The sequence below is a fragment of the Agrobacterium sp. NPDC090273 genome (assembly GCF_044772305.1).
Taxonomy (GTDB): Bacteria; Pseudomonadota; Alphaproteobacteria; order Rhizobiales; family Rhizobiaceae; genus Agrobacterium.
Genome location: NZ_JBIVYN010000010.1, coordinates 159,315 through 174,733 on the forward strand (window position 1 = coordinate 159,315; position 15,419 = coordinate 174,733).

Here is a 15,419-nt window from a genome sequence, read left to right on the forward strand (position 1 = left end):
CCGGTACGCACGATGGCGCCGGTTTTGAGTAACGGAGGAAATGATAGGCTCGAGTGTGGTCACAGTTCACGAACCCGCTGACGTCTGACGATCCAGATGAAGAACGGTGCACCGATGAAAGCCGTGACGATACCGACATCGAGTTCGGATGGCCGGGCGATGATCCGCCCGCCGACATCGGCAGCCAGAAGCAGGCATGCGCCGCCAAGGGCCGAAAACGGCAGCAGCCAGCGATGATCGACGCCAGCCAGCAGACGGCAAAGATGCGGTACGACAAGACCGACAAAACCGATCGGCCCACAGATTGCTGTCGTCGCGCCACAAAGAAGGATCGCACCGAAAGAGGCAACACCACGCGCGAGCGCGACGTTTTCGCCGAGCCCCGCTGCAAGCTCATCACCGAGTGCGAGGGAATTGAGTTTTCTCGCTGATAGAAGGCTGATGGCAAAACCGATGAGGAGGAACGGCAAGACGGGAAGAATGCGATCGAGCGTTGCGCCGCCAACGCCACCAATTTGCCAGGCGCGTATTCCCCCGGCGATATCATTGCGGGGAAGAACGACGGCGATCACCAGCGAAGAAAATGCGACTGAGGTCGCGGCTCCAGCGAGTGCGAGTTTCAGCGGGGTTGCACCACCTCGCCCGAGCGAACCTATGACATAAACGAAAACCGCAGACGCCCCTGCCCCACAAATGGCAACGAGAATGAAGGCATTGGCAGACGCGATATCAAACCATGCCACGGCCACGACGACGGCAAGCGACGCGCCCATATTGACCCCGAGAATGCCGGGATCAGCAAGAGGATTGCGGGTCACGCCTTGCATGACAGCACCCGCCAGACCAAGGGCTGCGCCAGCAAGAAGGGCGAGCAAGGTTCTCGGCAATCTGGCCGCCACTGCTGCCTGGGCAACATTGTCGATCTGACCGCCAAGTGCGGCAAAGATATCGGTGAAGCTAACAGAACGTGTTCCGACGGATACGGAAAGCGCGCACATGACAAAAAGAAGGACTGCAACGGCCATCATGGCAGACCATCTGACCTTGCTCGACTGGACAGCGAACGGCTTACTCTCGTCCCGCCCCGTATTTGCAGAGATCATTGCGATTTCCCGGCAGATTTGGCCGCTGCCTTGGCAAGCAGGTCGGCATAGTCTTTCAGGACCCAGGAAATCGACAAAGGCGTCGGGTTTGATGCGGTCCCGAGCGGGTTTCGTCCGAGCATGACAATGGAATCGTTTGTAACGGCAGGCATGCGCGACAACAGCGGATCGGCGCGCATGGCGTCGAGCAATGGCTGGCTGCCGTAGGTGACGACAATATCGACATCATCGAAAGCATCGACCCGCTCTGCACTGACACCTGCTGCAAACTGTCCGGGCTTTGTAGCGTCGACAACGCTTTTCGGTGATGTGAGGCCGAGGTCGGCGAAGAATTTCACGCGGCTGTCATTGGCCGTATAGAAGTTGACGATGCTGAGATTGGTCGCATCAAGATGTGTGACGAACATCGCCTTTTTGCCCGCAAGTTGCGGATGCCCCGTTACGACGCTTGCGATTTCCTTTTCGATACGAGCAATCAGCGCTTCACCTTCCGCCTTCATGCCAAGCCCCGCACTATTGAGACGGATCATCTCACGCCAGTCGGTCGACCATGGTGCATCGGGATAGGCGACAACAGGTGCAATCTGGCTCAACGTATCGTAGTCGGACTGGCTAAGACCGGAATAGGCCGCAAGAATGACATCCGGTTGCATTGCGGCCACCGCCTCGAAATCGATACCGTCACCTTCATCAAAGAGGACGGGCTTTTCGGCACCGAGTTCCTTGAGCTTTTCGGCGACCCAGGGGAGCAGGCCGTCTCCATCGTCATCCCCGAAATTTGCAGCCGCAAAACCGACGGGGACGATGCCCAGCGCCAATGGTACTTCGTGATTGGCCCATGCAACGGTCACGACGCGCTCCGGCTTTTTCGCGATTGTCGTGGTCCCCAATGCGTGCTTGATGACAATCGGATAGGTCGTGCCTTCATCCGCCATCACGGGCGTCACTCCCGCAAATGACAGGCAGATTGCGATCAAGGGCACAAGGCGGCGCAGCAAGCGGAACATTGGTGGCACTCTCGAAACGTTAAAAGTGGACTTCAAGTCTCAGCTTAGTCCCTGGCCGTCAAGCGCGATGTGGCAACCTGCGCGGATCAGGCGTGAAGTTTCCGTGGTTTCCTACAAAGGAGACAAAATCTACAATACTGGATAAATAGGCTCAAGTTAGTAGCGCTATAGGGGCATATCTGATCAGGTCACCTTCCGCAGGCAGGAGGCGTTCCAGGGAACCCTGACTATTTTATTCTGTTGGAAGTTGGACATATGAATATCGACAGATCAGGCAAACCTTCATTGAACGCACTTATTCGCTCAAGGAGCATGGCGCTTCTCGGCTGCACAGCGCTTGCCGCCTTCGCACCCTCTCTCTCATTCGCTCAGGACGCCAGCCAGTCCACCTCTGGAACGACGCTCGCGCCGATCGTTGTTCGGGGTAACGGCAGCGCTGCAAAACTCGATACCAGCAACGACTCGAAATCGATCGTGGCGACGGAGACGACTGGCGTCGGCAAAATGGCAACCGATGTTCTCGTCGCACCTGCATCGGTGTCGGTTATTACCTCGAAGGAAATCGAGGAGCGTGGTGCCGACAGCGTTGAAAAAGTCGTGCAGTACACTGCTGGCGTCGTAACCGACTTCTACGGCGGCGATGACCGTTTTGACTATGTGGATATTCGCGGCTTCACGCCGAACACCTATCGCGACGGCCTGGTTGTCGGCAGAACGTTCGGCGGCACCAAAGAAGAGCCTTACGCCTTTGAGCGGATCGAGGTTTTGAAGGGCACGAGTTCGTCCGCCTTCGGTGCAGCTGAACCCGGCGGCTCGATCAACTATGTGACGAAGACGCCGAAAAGCGGCCGTTTCGGTGAAGTCTATGGGACCACCGGTTCTTACGCTCACAAGGAAGCCGGTTTCGACTTCGGCGACAACATCACCGCCGACGACACGCTCTCTTACCGCCTGACGGGTAAATTCCAGCGCGCTGACGCCGAGTACGATTACTCGAAGAATGACGAGAACTTCATCATGGGCGGCCTTACCTGGCGTCCATCCGACATGACGAGCCTCACATTCGTCTATGACCACCTCGACAAGCAGGGCGTTCCGGGTAGCGGCGGTCACCCGCTTGGAACAGACTTCGACCGTAGCGTGTTCTTCGGCGAGCCTGACTATTATTTCAACGACATCAACCGCAATACCTACAGCCTGATGTTCGATCATGATTTTGGCAACGGTTTGAGTTTCCGCTCGAACGCGCGCTATGTCAGGTCTGATCTTGACTTCGGAAGCGCCTATATCGCCAGCACCAGCACCAACGGTTCGAATACGGCCGGCCGCTACTTCTTCGGAAGCGACACCTCGACCGAGCAATTCGTGATCGATGCGAACCTGATTTACGAGACGACGTTCGACAATATCGAAAGCCGCACGCTGGCAGGTGTCGATTACAACCATTTCCAGTCGCAGAACTACGGTCTCTATTACGGTCCGGCTGGTGTCTCCGGTGGCACGACGCCGCCGATCAACTGGGTCAATCCGGTCTATACGGGTGGCCCGGCGTCGCTTGCCGCGACCTCAGGTTCAAAGAGCGATCAGAAGACCAACGCCGTCTATCTGCAGCAGGACCTGACGTTTTCGGACCGGCTGACTGTGAGCCTTGGGCTTCGCAACGACTGGCTGGATCTCAGCCAGACGAACCTCTTTGCGCCCTACACCACGCAGACAGCCGATCACAGCGAGTTCACGACCCGTTTTGGCGCGAGCTACAAGATCACCGAGGAACTGGCCGCCTATGCGAGCTACGCGGAATCCGCTGCACCACCGGCTGTCGGGATCAACCCGGCGACCGGCGGTCAGATTGAGCCGACGACCGGCAAGCAATACGAGTTCGGCGTCAAGTACCGCCCGGAAGCCTTCCCTGCCCTCTTCACCGCATCGGTCTATGATCTTTCGAAAGAAAACATCACCGTCTACGACCAGGTTACCTATATTCCTGCAACGGTAAAAAAGGTCAGACATCGCGGTCTGGAACTCGAAGCCAAGGCTGAACTGACGGATAACATCAATCTTATCGCAGCCTACAGCTACATCGATTCCAAAATCGATGAACCGGGTGGTGTCAACGACGGCAACCGCCTGATGCGCGTTCCGAAACATCTTGCTTCGATCTGGGGTACTTACACGCTCCAGGGCGAAGGCGCCCGTGGCGACATGACGTTCGGTGTCGGAGCACGGTATACCGACTCCTATTTCACCAACATCACCAACACGATCTCATCTGACAGCGCTGTGATCTTTGATGCGGCCTTCACCTACAAGATCAAGGAGAACACGACGTTCCAGCTGAACGTCAACAACGTGTTCGATGAAAAGCACATGGCAAGCCGCGACGCCGGTGCGCTCTATTACAATCCTGGCCGTACCGTCTACGCGACGCTGCGCCAGACCTGGTAACGACGACATCCGGCTGGCCTGCTGCCGGCCGGACCATATAGCACTCTTCAGCCTGTCTGCCGCATGCGCCGCCATGCGGCAGGCGTGTCACCGACAACCTGGCGAAACGACTTGGTCAAATGAGCCTGGTCGGAAAAACCGAGCTGGGCGGCGATGTCGGCGACGGCGAGGTCGCCATTGAGCAAAAGCTTCTGGGCGACATCTATCCGCTTTTCCAGTTGCCATTGCAGGGGCGTCTTGCCCGTGGTCTGCTTGAAGACATTTGAAAACCAGCTCTCCGATAGACCGACGATCGCGGCCATCTCGGCCACGCTCATGCGACCATCGCAGCGCCCGTCAAAACGGGCGTTCAGCTTCTTGATCTGTGCCTGTGTCAGCCTGCCACCGGAAGGGTCAGCCGTCTGGTCGGGGATCTCAAGAAGACCCGCAACAATGGAGCCGACAAGGCTTTCGGCATAGACGGCGTGTTTCGAGGGTTCGGACACCTCGTCGACCAGGAGGCCGGCGAGCGTCTCGATGGCTCCGAGGTCCTGGATTTCGACAGGCCGGCGCATAGCCGCCATCGCTGCGGATGATCCGACCGACGGCGACAGAAACCGCATTACCCGGTCCTTGTGCATGTGGAGATTGAGGTGCGAGAAGCGATGGGTGGCACTGCTCGATGTCCACAGCGGAACACCCGCCGGAACGTAGACCGCACGTGACATCGGCCGGGAATTCCCCGGAAATTCGCTGTTTTGATTGGAGATCTGAACGCGCGAGGAGACATCATTGAAGAAGATCATGATGCGCGGATCGTCAGCGAGATAATAACCACTGGCGCCTGCCTGGCTTTCCGCCTGCCAATAAGCGCTTACAAGACCGTCGAGGCACCGCCACTTGACGGGAGCCGTGAGGCGTATGCCCTCGGTGTGCCATGTCATGGAATGCCAAAAACTCAATGTCTGTGTCCGCCCGCTTTTAGAACGACGATGGTGCTGAGATGGCGTTGCGATGATCCGGCCTTCAAATGCTTGCTGTCGTCAGCCGCAAATGAAGTTGCGATATCTCCGCTAGAAGGTGATGCCATAATATGAGTACTTTTATCATCTTACTCATCTGGAGCAAGATGGTAAAATCCTGAGACATGTTTCACCCCGCATGGCACGAAGAGAGCCTTGAATACGAGGCGCCTGGACGTTTCGATTCAAATTGCAGGTAATTTATCGGGCTATATGCCACACGGAGTCGGCAGTAATGTTTGTCTGTCGCGTGTCCCCTGAAACAGGCAAGCGGCATTGAAGCCCGGCGCGCACAGGACGCGACGGGCTTCTTTTATAAAATGACGGGTAAAATATCGGCCGTCTCTGAGCCCATCAGTTCATCCGGCGTTCATTTTGGGGAATGCAAATTCCGCCCACCACACCGCCATATGTGGTTTCAAGAGGCCCGTATTTTTCCCCCAGCCCGTACGGGCCTCTTGTTATGGCTTTTCGCGCCGACTGATCCAACAAACGCAAGGCCGTTCAGCTATCCGACTTGCTGTTTTTGCGGACCGGTTTGAAGTCGACGATCAATGATTTCAGCTCGATTTCTCGCACACGCCGCGCTGCCTCGACGGGAGAAACCCAGTCGATCCTTCGCTCGCCCCGTTCCTTGAACTTACCATCGACCTCCGTCACCTCGATCTGGAACACATCTACGATGCAGGGCGTGACATCGCCATTGTCGAGCATTTTGAGGTAGGTATAGCGGCCGACAGGTTTCTTCCTGGCCCGGCCACGTACGCCCGCTTCTTCCCACGCCTCGATCTCGGCCGCCTCGTGCGGCTCCTTTCGCTTCATGGGCCAACCCTTCGGGATGATCCATCGTCCACTGTCACGAGAGGTCACGAGAAGGATCTCGGCGTCCTTGCCGTTTGAGGCATAACGAAAGCACAAGGCGGCATATTGCTGCTCGAATGCGCCTCGAAACAGCTTGTCTGGAACCTGGGCAAGTTGCTGCAACAACGTCCGTGGTCTGGTTGGCGGGGCTTTACTGGCTTTTTTCGGACGCTTCATAACGGTTGATAGTGCTTATTTTCCGGGTTGCATCAACGGCCGGGCTGGTTTTATGACAGTTTTATGACAAGCAGCGCCAAAGAAGGCAAATTCGCATGATGAGCATATTCCGCAAGCTGATGCCGCGTGAAGACCGTTTCTTCGACATGTTCAACAAACATTCGGAAACCGTGGTCACCGCAGCACAGGCACTGGACCGCCTTTTGAGCGGCGAAAACGTCCAGGCAAACTGCGATCTGATCGTTACCCTGGAAGACCAGGCCGATGACATCACGCGCGACGTGCTCCTGGCCGTCCGCCGCAGTTTCATCACACCTTTCGACCGCGGCGACATCAAGGACCTGATCCAGTCGATGGATGACGCGATCGACATGATGCACAAGACCGTCAAGACAATCAGGCTGTTCGAGCAGACGAGCTTCGATCCCCTGATGCAGCAGATGGGACATGAGATCGTCAAGGCCGCAGGTCTGATCGCTGAAGCCATCCCGTTGCTTGAAAAGGTCGGCACGAACGCGCAGCGTCTTTCCTCGATCGCCGAGGAGATTACGCGCGTCGAAGGCCGTTCAGACGATCTGCACGACCAGGGCCTCAAGGACCTGTTCAAGCGCCACGGCGCTGCAGGTGACGCAATGGCCTACATGATTGGTAGCGAAATCTATGGTGAGCTCGAAAAGGTCGTCGACCGGTTCGAAGACGTCGCCAATGAAATCAGCGGCATTGTAATCGAGAACGTCTGATGGATGTCTCCCTCGCCTTGCCGCTTCTGATCGGCCTTATCGGGATAGCGCTGTTTTTCGACTTCCTGAATGGCCTCCATGACGCGGCCAACTCCATCGCCACGATCGTCTCCACCCGTGTGTTGCGGCCGCAATATGCGGTTGCCTGGGCTGCATTCTTCAATTTCATCGCATTCCTGTTTTTCGGTCTGCATGTGGCCGAGACGCTCGGAACTGGCATTATCGATCCCGCGATCGTCTCACCGTCAGTGATCTTTGCGGCATTGATGGGTGCGATTGTCTGGAACATTGTCACCTGGATTTTCGGCATTCCCTCGAGCTCTTCGCATGCACTGATTGGCGGCCTCGTCGGCGCCGGTCTTGCAAAGGTCGGCTTCAGCTCGATCGTCTTTTCCGGACTGCTCAAAACTGTCGGGGCGATTTTCATGTCGCCGGCCATCGGCTTTTTCCTGGCTCTGCTGCTCGTCCTTACCGTCTCCTGGCTCTTCGTTCGTCAGACACCTTTTGCTGTCGACCGCACGTTCCGCGTCATGCAGTTCATCTCTGCATCGCTTTATTCGCTTGGCCATGGTGGCAATGACGCGCAGAAAACCATGGGTATCATTGCCGTGTTGCTATTCAGCCAGGGACACCTTGGTGAAAGCTTCTACGTTCCGTTCTGGGTGGTTATTTCCTGCCAGTCGGCAATGGCGCTTGGCACGCTGTTCGGCGGCTGGCGCATCGTGCACACGATGGGATCGAAGATCACGCGCCTCAACCCGATGCAGGGCTTTTGTGCCGAGACAGGCGGTGCCCTGACATTGTTTGGCGCAACCTGGCTCGGTATTCCCGTCTCCACGACCCACACGATCACAGGTGCGATCGTCGGCGTTGGTGCGGCGCGCCGTGTCTCTGCGGTACGCTGGGGCCTTGCGGGCAACATCGTGATTGCCTGGATCGTGACGATGCCGGCCGCAGCGTTGATATCGGCTTCGGTCTACTGGCTGACATCACTGTTCGGTTGAAACCTCACCCGATAAGTCATTGCCAATTCCCGGGCCAAAATTGGCCCGGGCACGCTGGAAAGCGTTATGCAGCATTCCGGCTTCTGACGTCCTCGTAGCTTGACGGATAAACACCGCGTCGCTGAAGGATGGGGACGACTTCGTGGACGAAGGTCTCGAGATCACCGGGCAGATAAAGTGCCGAAATCGTAAAGCCATCAGCGGCTCCAGATTGCCACCACGATACGAGATGATCGGCAATTCCTTCAGGTGTCGCAATCAGGCCCGGAAGTTTCTCGACCTCGGCAAGCCCGCGCAGGGAAAGGCCATTGTCGAGGGCGACCGCACGTTTTGCCCTGACGACACCGATCGGAATAACGCTTTGGGAGACATCGCCGAAGTCTGCAGGCGAAAGCACTTTCTCTGCATCGGTTCGCTCTAGATCGATACCGAGCAGCTTCGCCAGCCGTTCGATGTCTTCACCTGTGACCGGCGCAGCGTCGAGCTTTTCGCGCTTAAGCGCTGCAACTTCAGCTTCTGTCGAGCGGACAATTGGCGAGATGGCAGGCATCAGACGAGGCAGCTGGTCGCGACGACGGCCAAGAGCCTGAGCGGCCTCTCTCAACTCGGTACGGAATGCACGCGAGCCCTCAAGAGAAGCGCTCGGCGCATAAACGTAATCCGCATACCGGGCCGCGAGCGCCACGCCGTCGCGAGACCCACCGGCCTGAACGATCTTTGGCCGGCCCCAGGAAGGAGCCGGCAGATTGAGCGGGCCTTCAACATCGAAGTGTGCGCCATGATGGTTGATCGGCCTGACGTCACCATAAAAGGGTGACTGGCCTTTTTCGCCGCCATTCCAGGGATAATGCCAACTGTCCCACAGGCGATGGACGACATCGACAAACTCTTCGGCGCGTTCATAGCGGGCCTTGCGATCAGGCAACCCTTGCGCTGAAAAGTTTGCAGCAATCTCTGGGTGCCAGCTCGTCACCACATTCCAGCCGATGCGCCCTCTGGTGAGGAGATTGAGGCTCTGAAGCTGCCTTGCGAGCGTGTAGGGATCGCCGTAGGTCGTCGAAGCGGTCACAATCGCGCCGATGTCCGGCACCTGAGAGAGCACGGCCGCAAAGAGGACGAAGGGATCGAAGGTCTGTTCAGGCCGCGTGTTTTCGCTGATCAACAACTGCGGTCTGTCTGACATGAAGATATTGCTGAAGACGCCTCTATGCGCAATGCGCGCGTTTTCGACGTAGTAGTCCAGGGTGAAAATGCGATCGAGCGGCAGATCGGGGCGCTTCCAGGAATCGTTTGCCGAACCTGAAGAATTGATCCAGGCGTTAAGCTCTAGGTACTGTGTCATATGATGCCCCATTAGGCAGAAAGTTGATGGAGTGGTGGTTCAGCGTGCTGGCACAATGCCTGTTCCTTGACTTCGTCATCCTCGACGGGTCGCACACTCGGAATGCCATCGTGACGACTGACGTCGACAGGCAATCCAAAGACATTGCTCAAAACATCCGCATCGAAAACGGTGCCCGGTGGGCCGTCCGCAACCAGGCGGCCTTCCGATATGATAACGGCCCTATTGCAAAAGCGGGCCGCGTGATTGAGATCATGAACGGCCATGAGCGCAATGCCACCGGCCCGCGCAAAATCGCGCACAAGGCGCATTGTCTCGACCTGGTAACGCAGGTCCAGCGCACTGGTTGGTTCATCAAGGAGCATCACGCGCGTTCCCTGCGCAAGTGCGCGCGCGATCATGACACGCTGCTGCTGGCCGCCGGAGAGTTCGTTGACATAGCGGTCTGCCAGACCTGACAGGCCAAGCTTGTCGATCGCCGACGTTGCAATTGCATGATCCTCATCACTGAAGCGGATACCCATGTAAGGGCTGCGCCCGAGCATCACCGCGTCGTAAACCCTCAGATCGAACGGGATTGGTGAAGACTGCGGAACATAGGCAATCCGCCGTGCCCGTTCGCGCCGCGAAAGCGCGAGCAGGTCCTCATCCCACAGCCTGACAGATCCCGCCGAAATTCCGGCTAGCCCCAGAAGCGCTTTGGTCAAAGTCGATTTGCCCGATCCGTTCGGCCCAAGAAGCGCGCAGAAATCGCCCTGTTCAAGCTTGAACGATACGTCGTGCAGCACCTGCCTGCGGCGGTAATGCAGGCTCAGGCTTTCAACATTGAGGGTCATAACGTGTTCCTCTTGCGGAGAATAAGGTAGATGAACAGCGGCGCACCGACGAGTGCGACGACGATGCCAACCGGAATGACGCGGGGTGGAAGGATCGTCCTGCCAACCGTGTCGGCGAGCAGCAAAAGCGCACCGCCCGTCACCATCGAGAACGGAAACAGGAAACGATGGTCCGATCCGACAATGAGGCGGGCGATATGTGGACCAACCAGGCCAACAAAACCGACAACACCGATGAAGCTGACAACCAGGCTTGAGCCACTCACGGCAAGGAAGATCAGTGAAATTCTCAGGAGATTGACGTTGACGCCGAGACTTTTCGCCGTGTCATCGCCTGCAAATGCAAGACTGTTTACCTCGCCTGCCTTCAGCTGAAAATATGGTGTCAGCACCAGGATCGTCACCGCCAGTACACCGACATGCGTCCAGCGCGCCTCGTTGACAGAACCAAACGTCCAACGCGTGATGGCCGCAAGGGCCTCGTCATTGGCGATGTATTGCAGACCTGATGTCAATGCGCTGAAGATTGCTGTTAGTGCCGTTCCAAGGAGGATCAGAACTGTGATGTTCATCGATTTGGCCGTGGCAAGACCGAGAACAATCAGCGAGCAGGCCAACGAGAAGGCGATGGCACTGAGACTGACCGTGATGCCGACACTGGTGCCGTTGCTTTGCGCGACCAGAATGGCAACAGCAGCCCCAAAGGCCGCCGCAGGAGAGAGGCCGAGCGTATAGGGACTGACAAGCGGGTTGCGCAACAGTCCCTGCATCGCAGCGCCCGCCAGTGACAGGATGGCGCCGGCAAGGATTGCCAGGAGAACCCGCGGTAGCCTGAGGTATAGCAGAACATTTGCGATCCGCTCGTCGTCGCGTGGGAGATCGATGCCCCAGATCTTTGCGTAGGCGAGACGATATAGTTCGCCAATCCCGTAGCTCGACGTCCCCGACAAGGTTGAATAAACGGCAAGGGTGATCAACAACACGATCGAGACAGCGATAAACAAGGCAGTCCGCCGGTGACGGCTGATGCTGTCGCGTGACAGCACCGCGCCCTTCTGGCATGCAGAAGCGTAATTCATTGCCCCGCTGTCCCGGCCTTAACGAAATAAACCCGTTCATCGCCCTTGAACGGCACTCCGAGGAACTCCTCATCCCAGCGGCGCGCGACATCTTCCGGGCGGAAATCCTTGAATGCATCGGGATAGAGCCATGCTGCGACATAGAGCGATGTCAGAGTTTTGGCCTGTTGACCGAGATGATAGGCGTTGACGATGTAGATGTCGTTGCTTTGAGACGCCTTGAGATTGGGCCAACCCGGTCTTGCCTGAAGTTCTTTCCATTCGCCATCAAAGACGTCTTTTGCCGAGCCGGTATAATTGTTTCCGAACTCACGTATGATGAGGTCAGGGTCACGTGTCAGGATTTCCGCAGCATCGATGGGTGTCTTCCAGACTGTGCCCTGCGTATGTCCGCCCTGCCCGAAGACGACATCTTCAAATATGCTACGACCGCCACCTTTGACGATCGCTTCATAAAAGCCAGAGCCCTTTGTTGGCGTTTGATAGGCGATCTCGTTTTCGTAATAGACCGTCCTAGGGGTTAGACCTGCGGTCCGCTTCTCAATTTCGGAGTAGATATCCTTACGGAAATCCAGAACCTTCTTCGCGCCGTCTTCGCGACCGAAGATTGCCCCGAAGAGCTCGACATTTTCGTCGAAGCGATCATTGCGCCAGCCGCTCGCAACGACAACAGGAATGCCAAATGGGCTCAGTTGCCGGTTGAGTTCTTCCCATCCGCCATTCGCGTAGGAAATGACGACGTCAGGGTCTGTCTTGACGATCGCCTCGTAGTTGACCTGTCCCCATTCACCGACGTTATAAGTGCTATCCCATTTACCGCCCGCGAGCTTGTATTGTGCAACGTCCCGCCCGGTTACGCCGACGATCTTGTCGCGAGATCCGATCGCGGCAACAATATCGACGTTATAGCTGCCGATAATAACGGCTCGCGTGGCGGGCTTTTCAAGCTCGATCTTTCGTCCTGCTTCATCAGTCACCGTCAGGGCAGAAGCTGGAAGAGCCCACATCGCCGCTGCCACTGCCGCACCGGCAACGAGGACCTTGCGACTACGTAAATAAAAAGCCGTTTTCATAAAACCTCCGAATAATCTACTATTTTAATAGACTATTCGGTGAGCCCGATGTTTCACAGCGACAGGATGCTCGAAATTACGCCGGAACTAAAAAAATCTGCCAGAAGATACACCGAACTGTAAGACGAACAGGCCTCTCGGTATTACTCGAGAGGCAAATCATCTTTACGGCCCATCGTCCGGCAGAATCAATCAAGAACCGAGCTTAGAAACCCCGTATATAATATTGATTTTTATACGGAATACCGGTTCAAAGTGGCAGCATTAACAACACCTGCAGGAGCGCCGCCCGGTTTACCGAACAGATACCCTTGAGCCTGTGCACAACCCTCATCCACCACCATGCGATACTGGGCGTCGGTTTCAATTCCCTCCGCCGTAACAGGGAGATCGAGGCTTCGGCCGAGCCCGATCACGGCACGAACGATAGCGCGCGCGCTTTCGTCCTCACCCATTGCGGCGATGAAGCTGCGATCGATTTTGATTTTGTCGAACGGAAAGCTCTGCAGATTGCTGAGTGAGGAGTAGCCGGTTCCAAAATCGTCCATCACGACGCCGATGCCCAGGGTCTTCAGTTGCCGCAAGATAGCAAGTGTTACGTTGCGATCCTTCAAAAGCGCGGCTTCCGTCACTTCAATTTCGAGACGCTTTGGAGGAAGTCCTGTTTGAGCCAGGATGAGGCAAACCATCTGACCGAGGTTCGCCATAGAAAACTGCAATGGAGAGACATTTACGGCGACTTTAAGATGCGAGGGCCAATGGGCGGCATGGGTACAGGCCTCGCGCAACACCCATTCACCGAGAGGAATGATGATCCCGGTTTCCTCGGCGATCGGAATGAACTTATCCGGCGCAATGACGCCGTGAACCGGATGATGCCACCGCACAAGCGCTTCATAACCAACAACCTCGCCGCATTCGACAGACAGGATCGGCTGATAGTTCAAGATCAATTCATTGCGGCTGATTGCCAGACGAAGATCTGTCTCGAGTTGTCTGCGCTCACGGGCCTCCTTGTCCATCACCGGATCATAGAAGGCGAGAATGCCTCGACCGCCAAGTTTAGCCCTATAGAGCGCAAGGTCAGCCGCATGCATGAGGCCTTCGAGATCGTGGCCATCCTTGGGGAAGATCGCGATGCCGATGCTGACCCCGACGGCTGCAGGATCACCAGCTGTGTTCATCCTCTCGCCGAATGTCGTCAGGATCGTTTCGGCAAGCGCCTGTGCCTGTTCGGCTTTCGTGTTGCGCGTTGTCAGGATAACGAATTCATCGCCGCCGAGACGAACCACGAGATCACCAGGTCCCGCGCATTCCTTGAAGATGCCGGCGACTGTCTTGAGAATGCGGTCACCTTCCGCATGGCCGAAAAGATCGTTTACGGCCTTGAAACGATCGAGATCGAGTGTGAGAAGAGCAAACCCCTGTCCGTCTGCGCATTGCTGTATCTGAAGCTGTAGCTGCTGCTGGAACATTGTTCTGTTTGCGAGGCCCGTCAGGACATCGTGACGCGCGAGATATTCGATCTCTCTCTGCGCCTCACGGTTTTCCGTGAGGTCGCGAATGGCCAGCACTTCGCTAGGACGCCCACGATATTCAATCGTCCTGACTGCAAGCTCGAACACACGCGTTTTCCCGTCGACGAGTCTCGTCGCCTCAACCGGCGTCTGGCGGGACACATGCGCAGGAAGTCCGTCGATGACCTCCAGCAATTCGTCAGGATTGGCACCAATCAGGGTTGCTTCTTCGCAGGCGAGCAAATCCGCAAAGCGCGGATTGAGCTCGACGATACGACCGTTCTGCACAACGGCCAGCCCATCCAGCGAGGCGTTGACGAGACCTTTGAGATCGACAAGGTAGCGATCCACCAGGGCTGCGGCAGCGGTTGCCGAAAGAACGAGAAGTGTAACACCGACAATCGCGGTGATCAGAAGCATTCGGGCGAGATCGTCGGATTCTGGTCCAGGCACTGAGGGATCGGGTGAAAGAACCGTCGCAGACATGGCCGTGAAGTGCAGTGCGCAGATCGCGACGATTGCGAGACCCGCCGCCGTTGCAACACGTTTCCACGCACTGAACCGCCCGAAGAAATGGAGCGATAGCGCAAAGCACAGCCATGCGACAACCAGGCCACCGGCAATCTCGTCCCAGCGATAGCTGACGGTCGCTGCGACATCCATGCCCGCCATGCCCACGAAGTGCATGACGGCGACAGAGACGGTAATGGCCGATGCTGCAAGGAGAGTGCCGTACCTCGCCATAGGAAGCGCACTCAGCGCCAGCCAGAAGCCAGCAATGGCAACGACGGCCGAAAGTGACGTGAAGTTGAGATCGAAACCGATCGGCACAGAGCCTTTATAGGCGAGCATTGCAACGAAATGTGTTGCCCAGACCGACAATCCGCCAACAAAAGCGGCGACAAAGACCCAATAATGTTTACGGCCCGCCGGGCTTTCTTCCGCACGCAATAGAAGATGAAAAAACGCAAGCATTCCAAAAAGACATATGAGTGCAGCAAGGAGCACGATCGTATGATCGTGCTGGATAACCACGCACTCTAAAACTGTGAACATGCCGTCTGCCCCCGCAATAAATGACGCCCACAACCGACTATAGTATTTTCTTTATTTATAAATCTCTAATATAAATATCTGGCTCGCAGGCGATCATATTACGTTTTGGGACAGATTTATTTCAAGCGCGAAGATGCGAGACAGCGTTGTCTCGGGCGTGGCACACAAATCCGAAGGG

12 protein-coding genes are annotated in these 15,419 nt (G+C 56.5%); 3 read left to right on the forward strand and 9 right to left on the reverse strand.

All coding sequences use genetic code 11. The features are described 5' to 3' along the window. Positions 1-59: 59 nt before the first annotated feature. Both ACIQT8_RS22635 and ACIQT8_RS22640 read right to left on the reverse strand, forming a co-directional pair. The gene (locus ACIQT8_RS22635) at positions 60-1,103 is read right to left on the reverse strand and encodes a FecCD family ABC transporter permease (protein WP_400970056.1); all 1,044 of its coding nucleotides are present in this window, start codon (positions 1,101-1,103) and stop codon (positions 60-62) included. Continuing rightward, positions 1,100-2,110, reverse strand: a complete 1,011-nt coding sequence (locus ACIQT8_RS22640; RefSeq protein WP_400970059.1) for an iron-siderophore ABC transporter substrate-binding protein — start codon at positions 2,108-2,110, stop codon at positions 1,100-1,102. Before ACIQT8_RS22640 ends, ACIQT8_RS22635 begins: the two co-directional genes overlap by 4 nt. A 255-nt stretch (positions 2,111-2,365) precedes the next feature. On the opposite strand from ACIQT8_RS22640, the gene ACIQT8_RS22645 reads away from it, so the two are divergent. Beyond that, on the forward strand, positions 2,366-4,555 hold the full coding sequence (locus ACIQT8_RS22645; RefSeq protein WP_400970062.1) for a TonB-dependent siderophore receptor: 2,190 nt from the start codon (positions 2,366-2,368) through the stop codon (positions 4,553-4,555). Positions 4,556-4,602: 47 nt separating this feature from the next. Here the strand turns inward: ACIQT8_RS22645 and ACIQT8_RS22650 are convergent, their stop codons facing one another. Together ACIQT8_RS22650 and ACIQT8_RS22655 are read right to left on the reverse strand one after the other, a co-directional pair. Then, positions 4,603-5,496: a helix-turn-helix domain-containing protein gene (locus ACIQT8_RS22650; protein WP_400970065.1), complete on the reverse strand. Its 894-nt coding sequence runs from the start codon at positions 5,494-5,496 to the stop codon at positions 4,603-4,605. 564 nt (positions 5,497-6,060) lie between these two features. Continuing rightward, positions 6,061-6,594 (reverse strand): NUDIX hydrolase, encoded by a 534-nt coding sequence (locus ACIQT8_RS22655; protein ID WP_400970067.1) that lies wholly within the window; start codon positions 6,592-6,594, stop codon positions 6,061-6,063. A 95-nt stretch (positions 6,595-6,689) separates the two neighbouring features. On the opposite strand from ACIQT8_RS22655, the gene ACIQT8_RS22660 reads away from it, so the two are divergent. Together ACIQT8_RS22660 and ACIQT8_RS22665 are read left to right on the forward strand one after the other, a co-directional pair. After that, positions 6,690-7,334 (forward strand): DUF47 family protein, encoded by a 645-nt coding sequence (locus ACIQT8_RS22660; protein WP_400970070.1) that lies wholly within the window; start codon positions 6,690-6,692, stop codon positions 7,332-7,334. Beyond that, positions 7,334-8,338, forward strand: coding sequence for an inorganic phosphate transporter (locus tag ACIQT8_RS22665; protein ID WP_138792729.1), 1,005 nt, complete (start codon positions 7,334-7,336; stop codon positions 8,336-8,338). Before ACIQT8_RS22660 ends, ACIQT8_RS22665 begins: the two co-directional genes overlap by 1 nt. 64 nt (positions 8,339-8,402) lie before the next feature. Here ACIQT8_RS22665 and ACIQT8_RS22670 read toward each other — a convergent pair whose 3' ends face one another. From ACIQT8_RS22670 to ACIQT8_RS22690, 5 genes are all read right to left on the reverse strand, one after another. Then, on the reverse strand, positions 8,403-9,680 hold the full coding sequence (locus tag ACIQT8_RS22670) for an NtaA/DmoA family FMN-dependent monooxygenase (protein WP_400970074.1): 1,278 nt from the start codon (positions 9,678-9,680) through the stop codon (positions 8,403-8,405). Positions 9,681-9,691: 11 nt separating this feature from the next. Beyond that, positions 9,692-10,516, reverse strand: a complete 825-nt coding sequence (locus tag ACIQT8_RS22675; RefSeq protein WP_400970077.1) for an ABC transporter ATP-binding protein — start codon at positions 10,514-10,516, stop codon at positions 9,692-9,694. Then, entirely contained in the window at positions 10,513-11,595 is a 1,083-nt protein-coding gene (locus ACIQT8_RS22680; protein ID WP_400970080.1) for a FecCD family ABC transporter permease, read from the reverse strand. The genes ACIQT8_RS22675 and ACIQT8_RS22680 overlap by 4 nt, the downstream gene beginning before the upstream one ends. Further along, entirely contained in the window at positions 11,592-12,668 is a 1,077-nt protein-coding gene (locus ACIQT8_RS22685) for an ABC transporter substrate-binding protein (protein ID WP_400970083.1), read from the reverse strand. The genes ACIQT8_RS22680 and ACIQT8_RS22685 overlap by 4 nt, the downstream gene beginning before the upstream one ends. Before the next feature lie 233 nt (positions 12,669-12,901). Beyond that, positions 12,902-15,241, reverse strand: coding sequence for an EAL domain-containing protein (locus ACIQT8_RS22690; protein WP_400970086.1), 2,340 nt, complete (start codon positions 15,239-15,241; stop codon positions 12,902-12,904). Positions 15,242-15,419 lie beyond the last annotated feature (178 nt).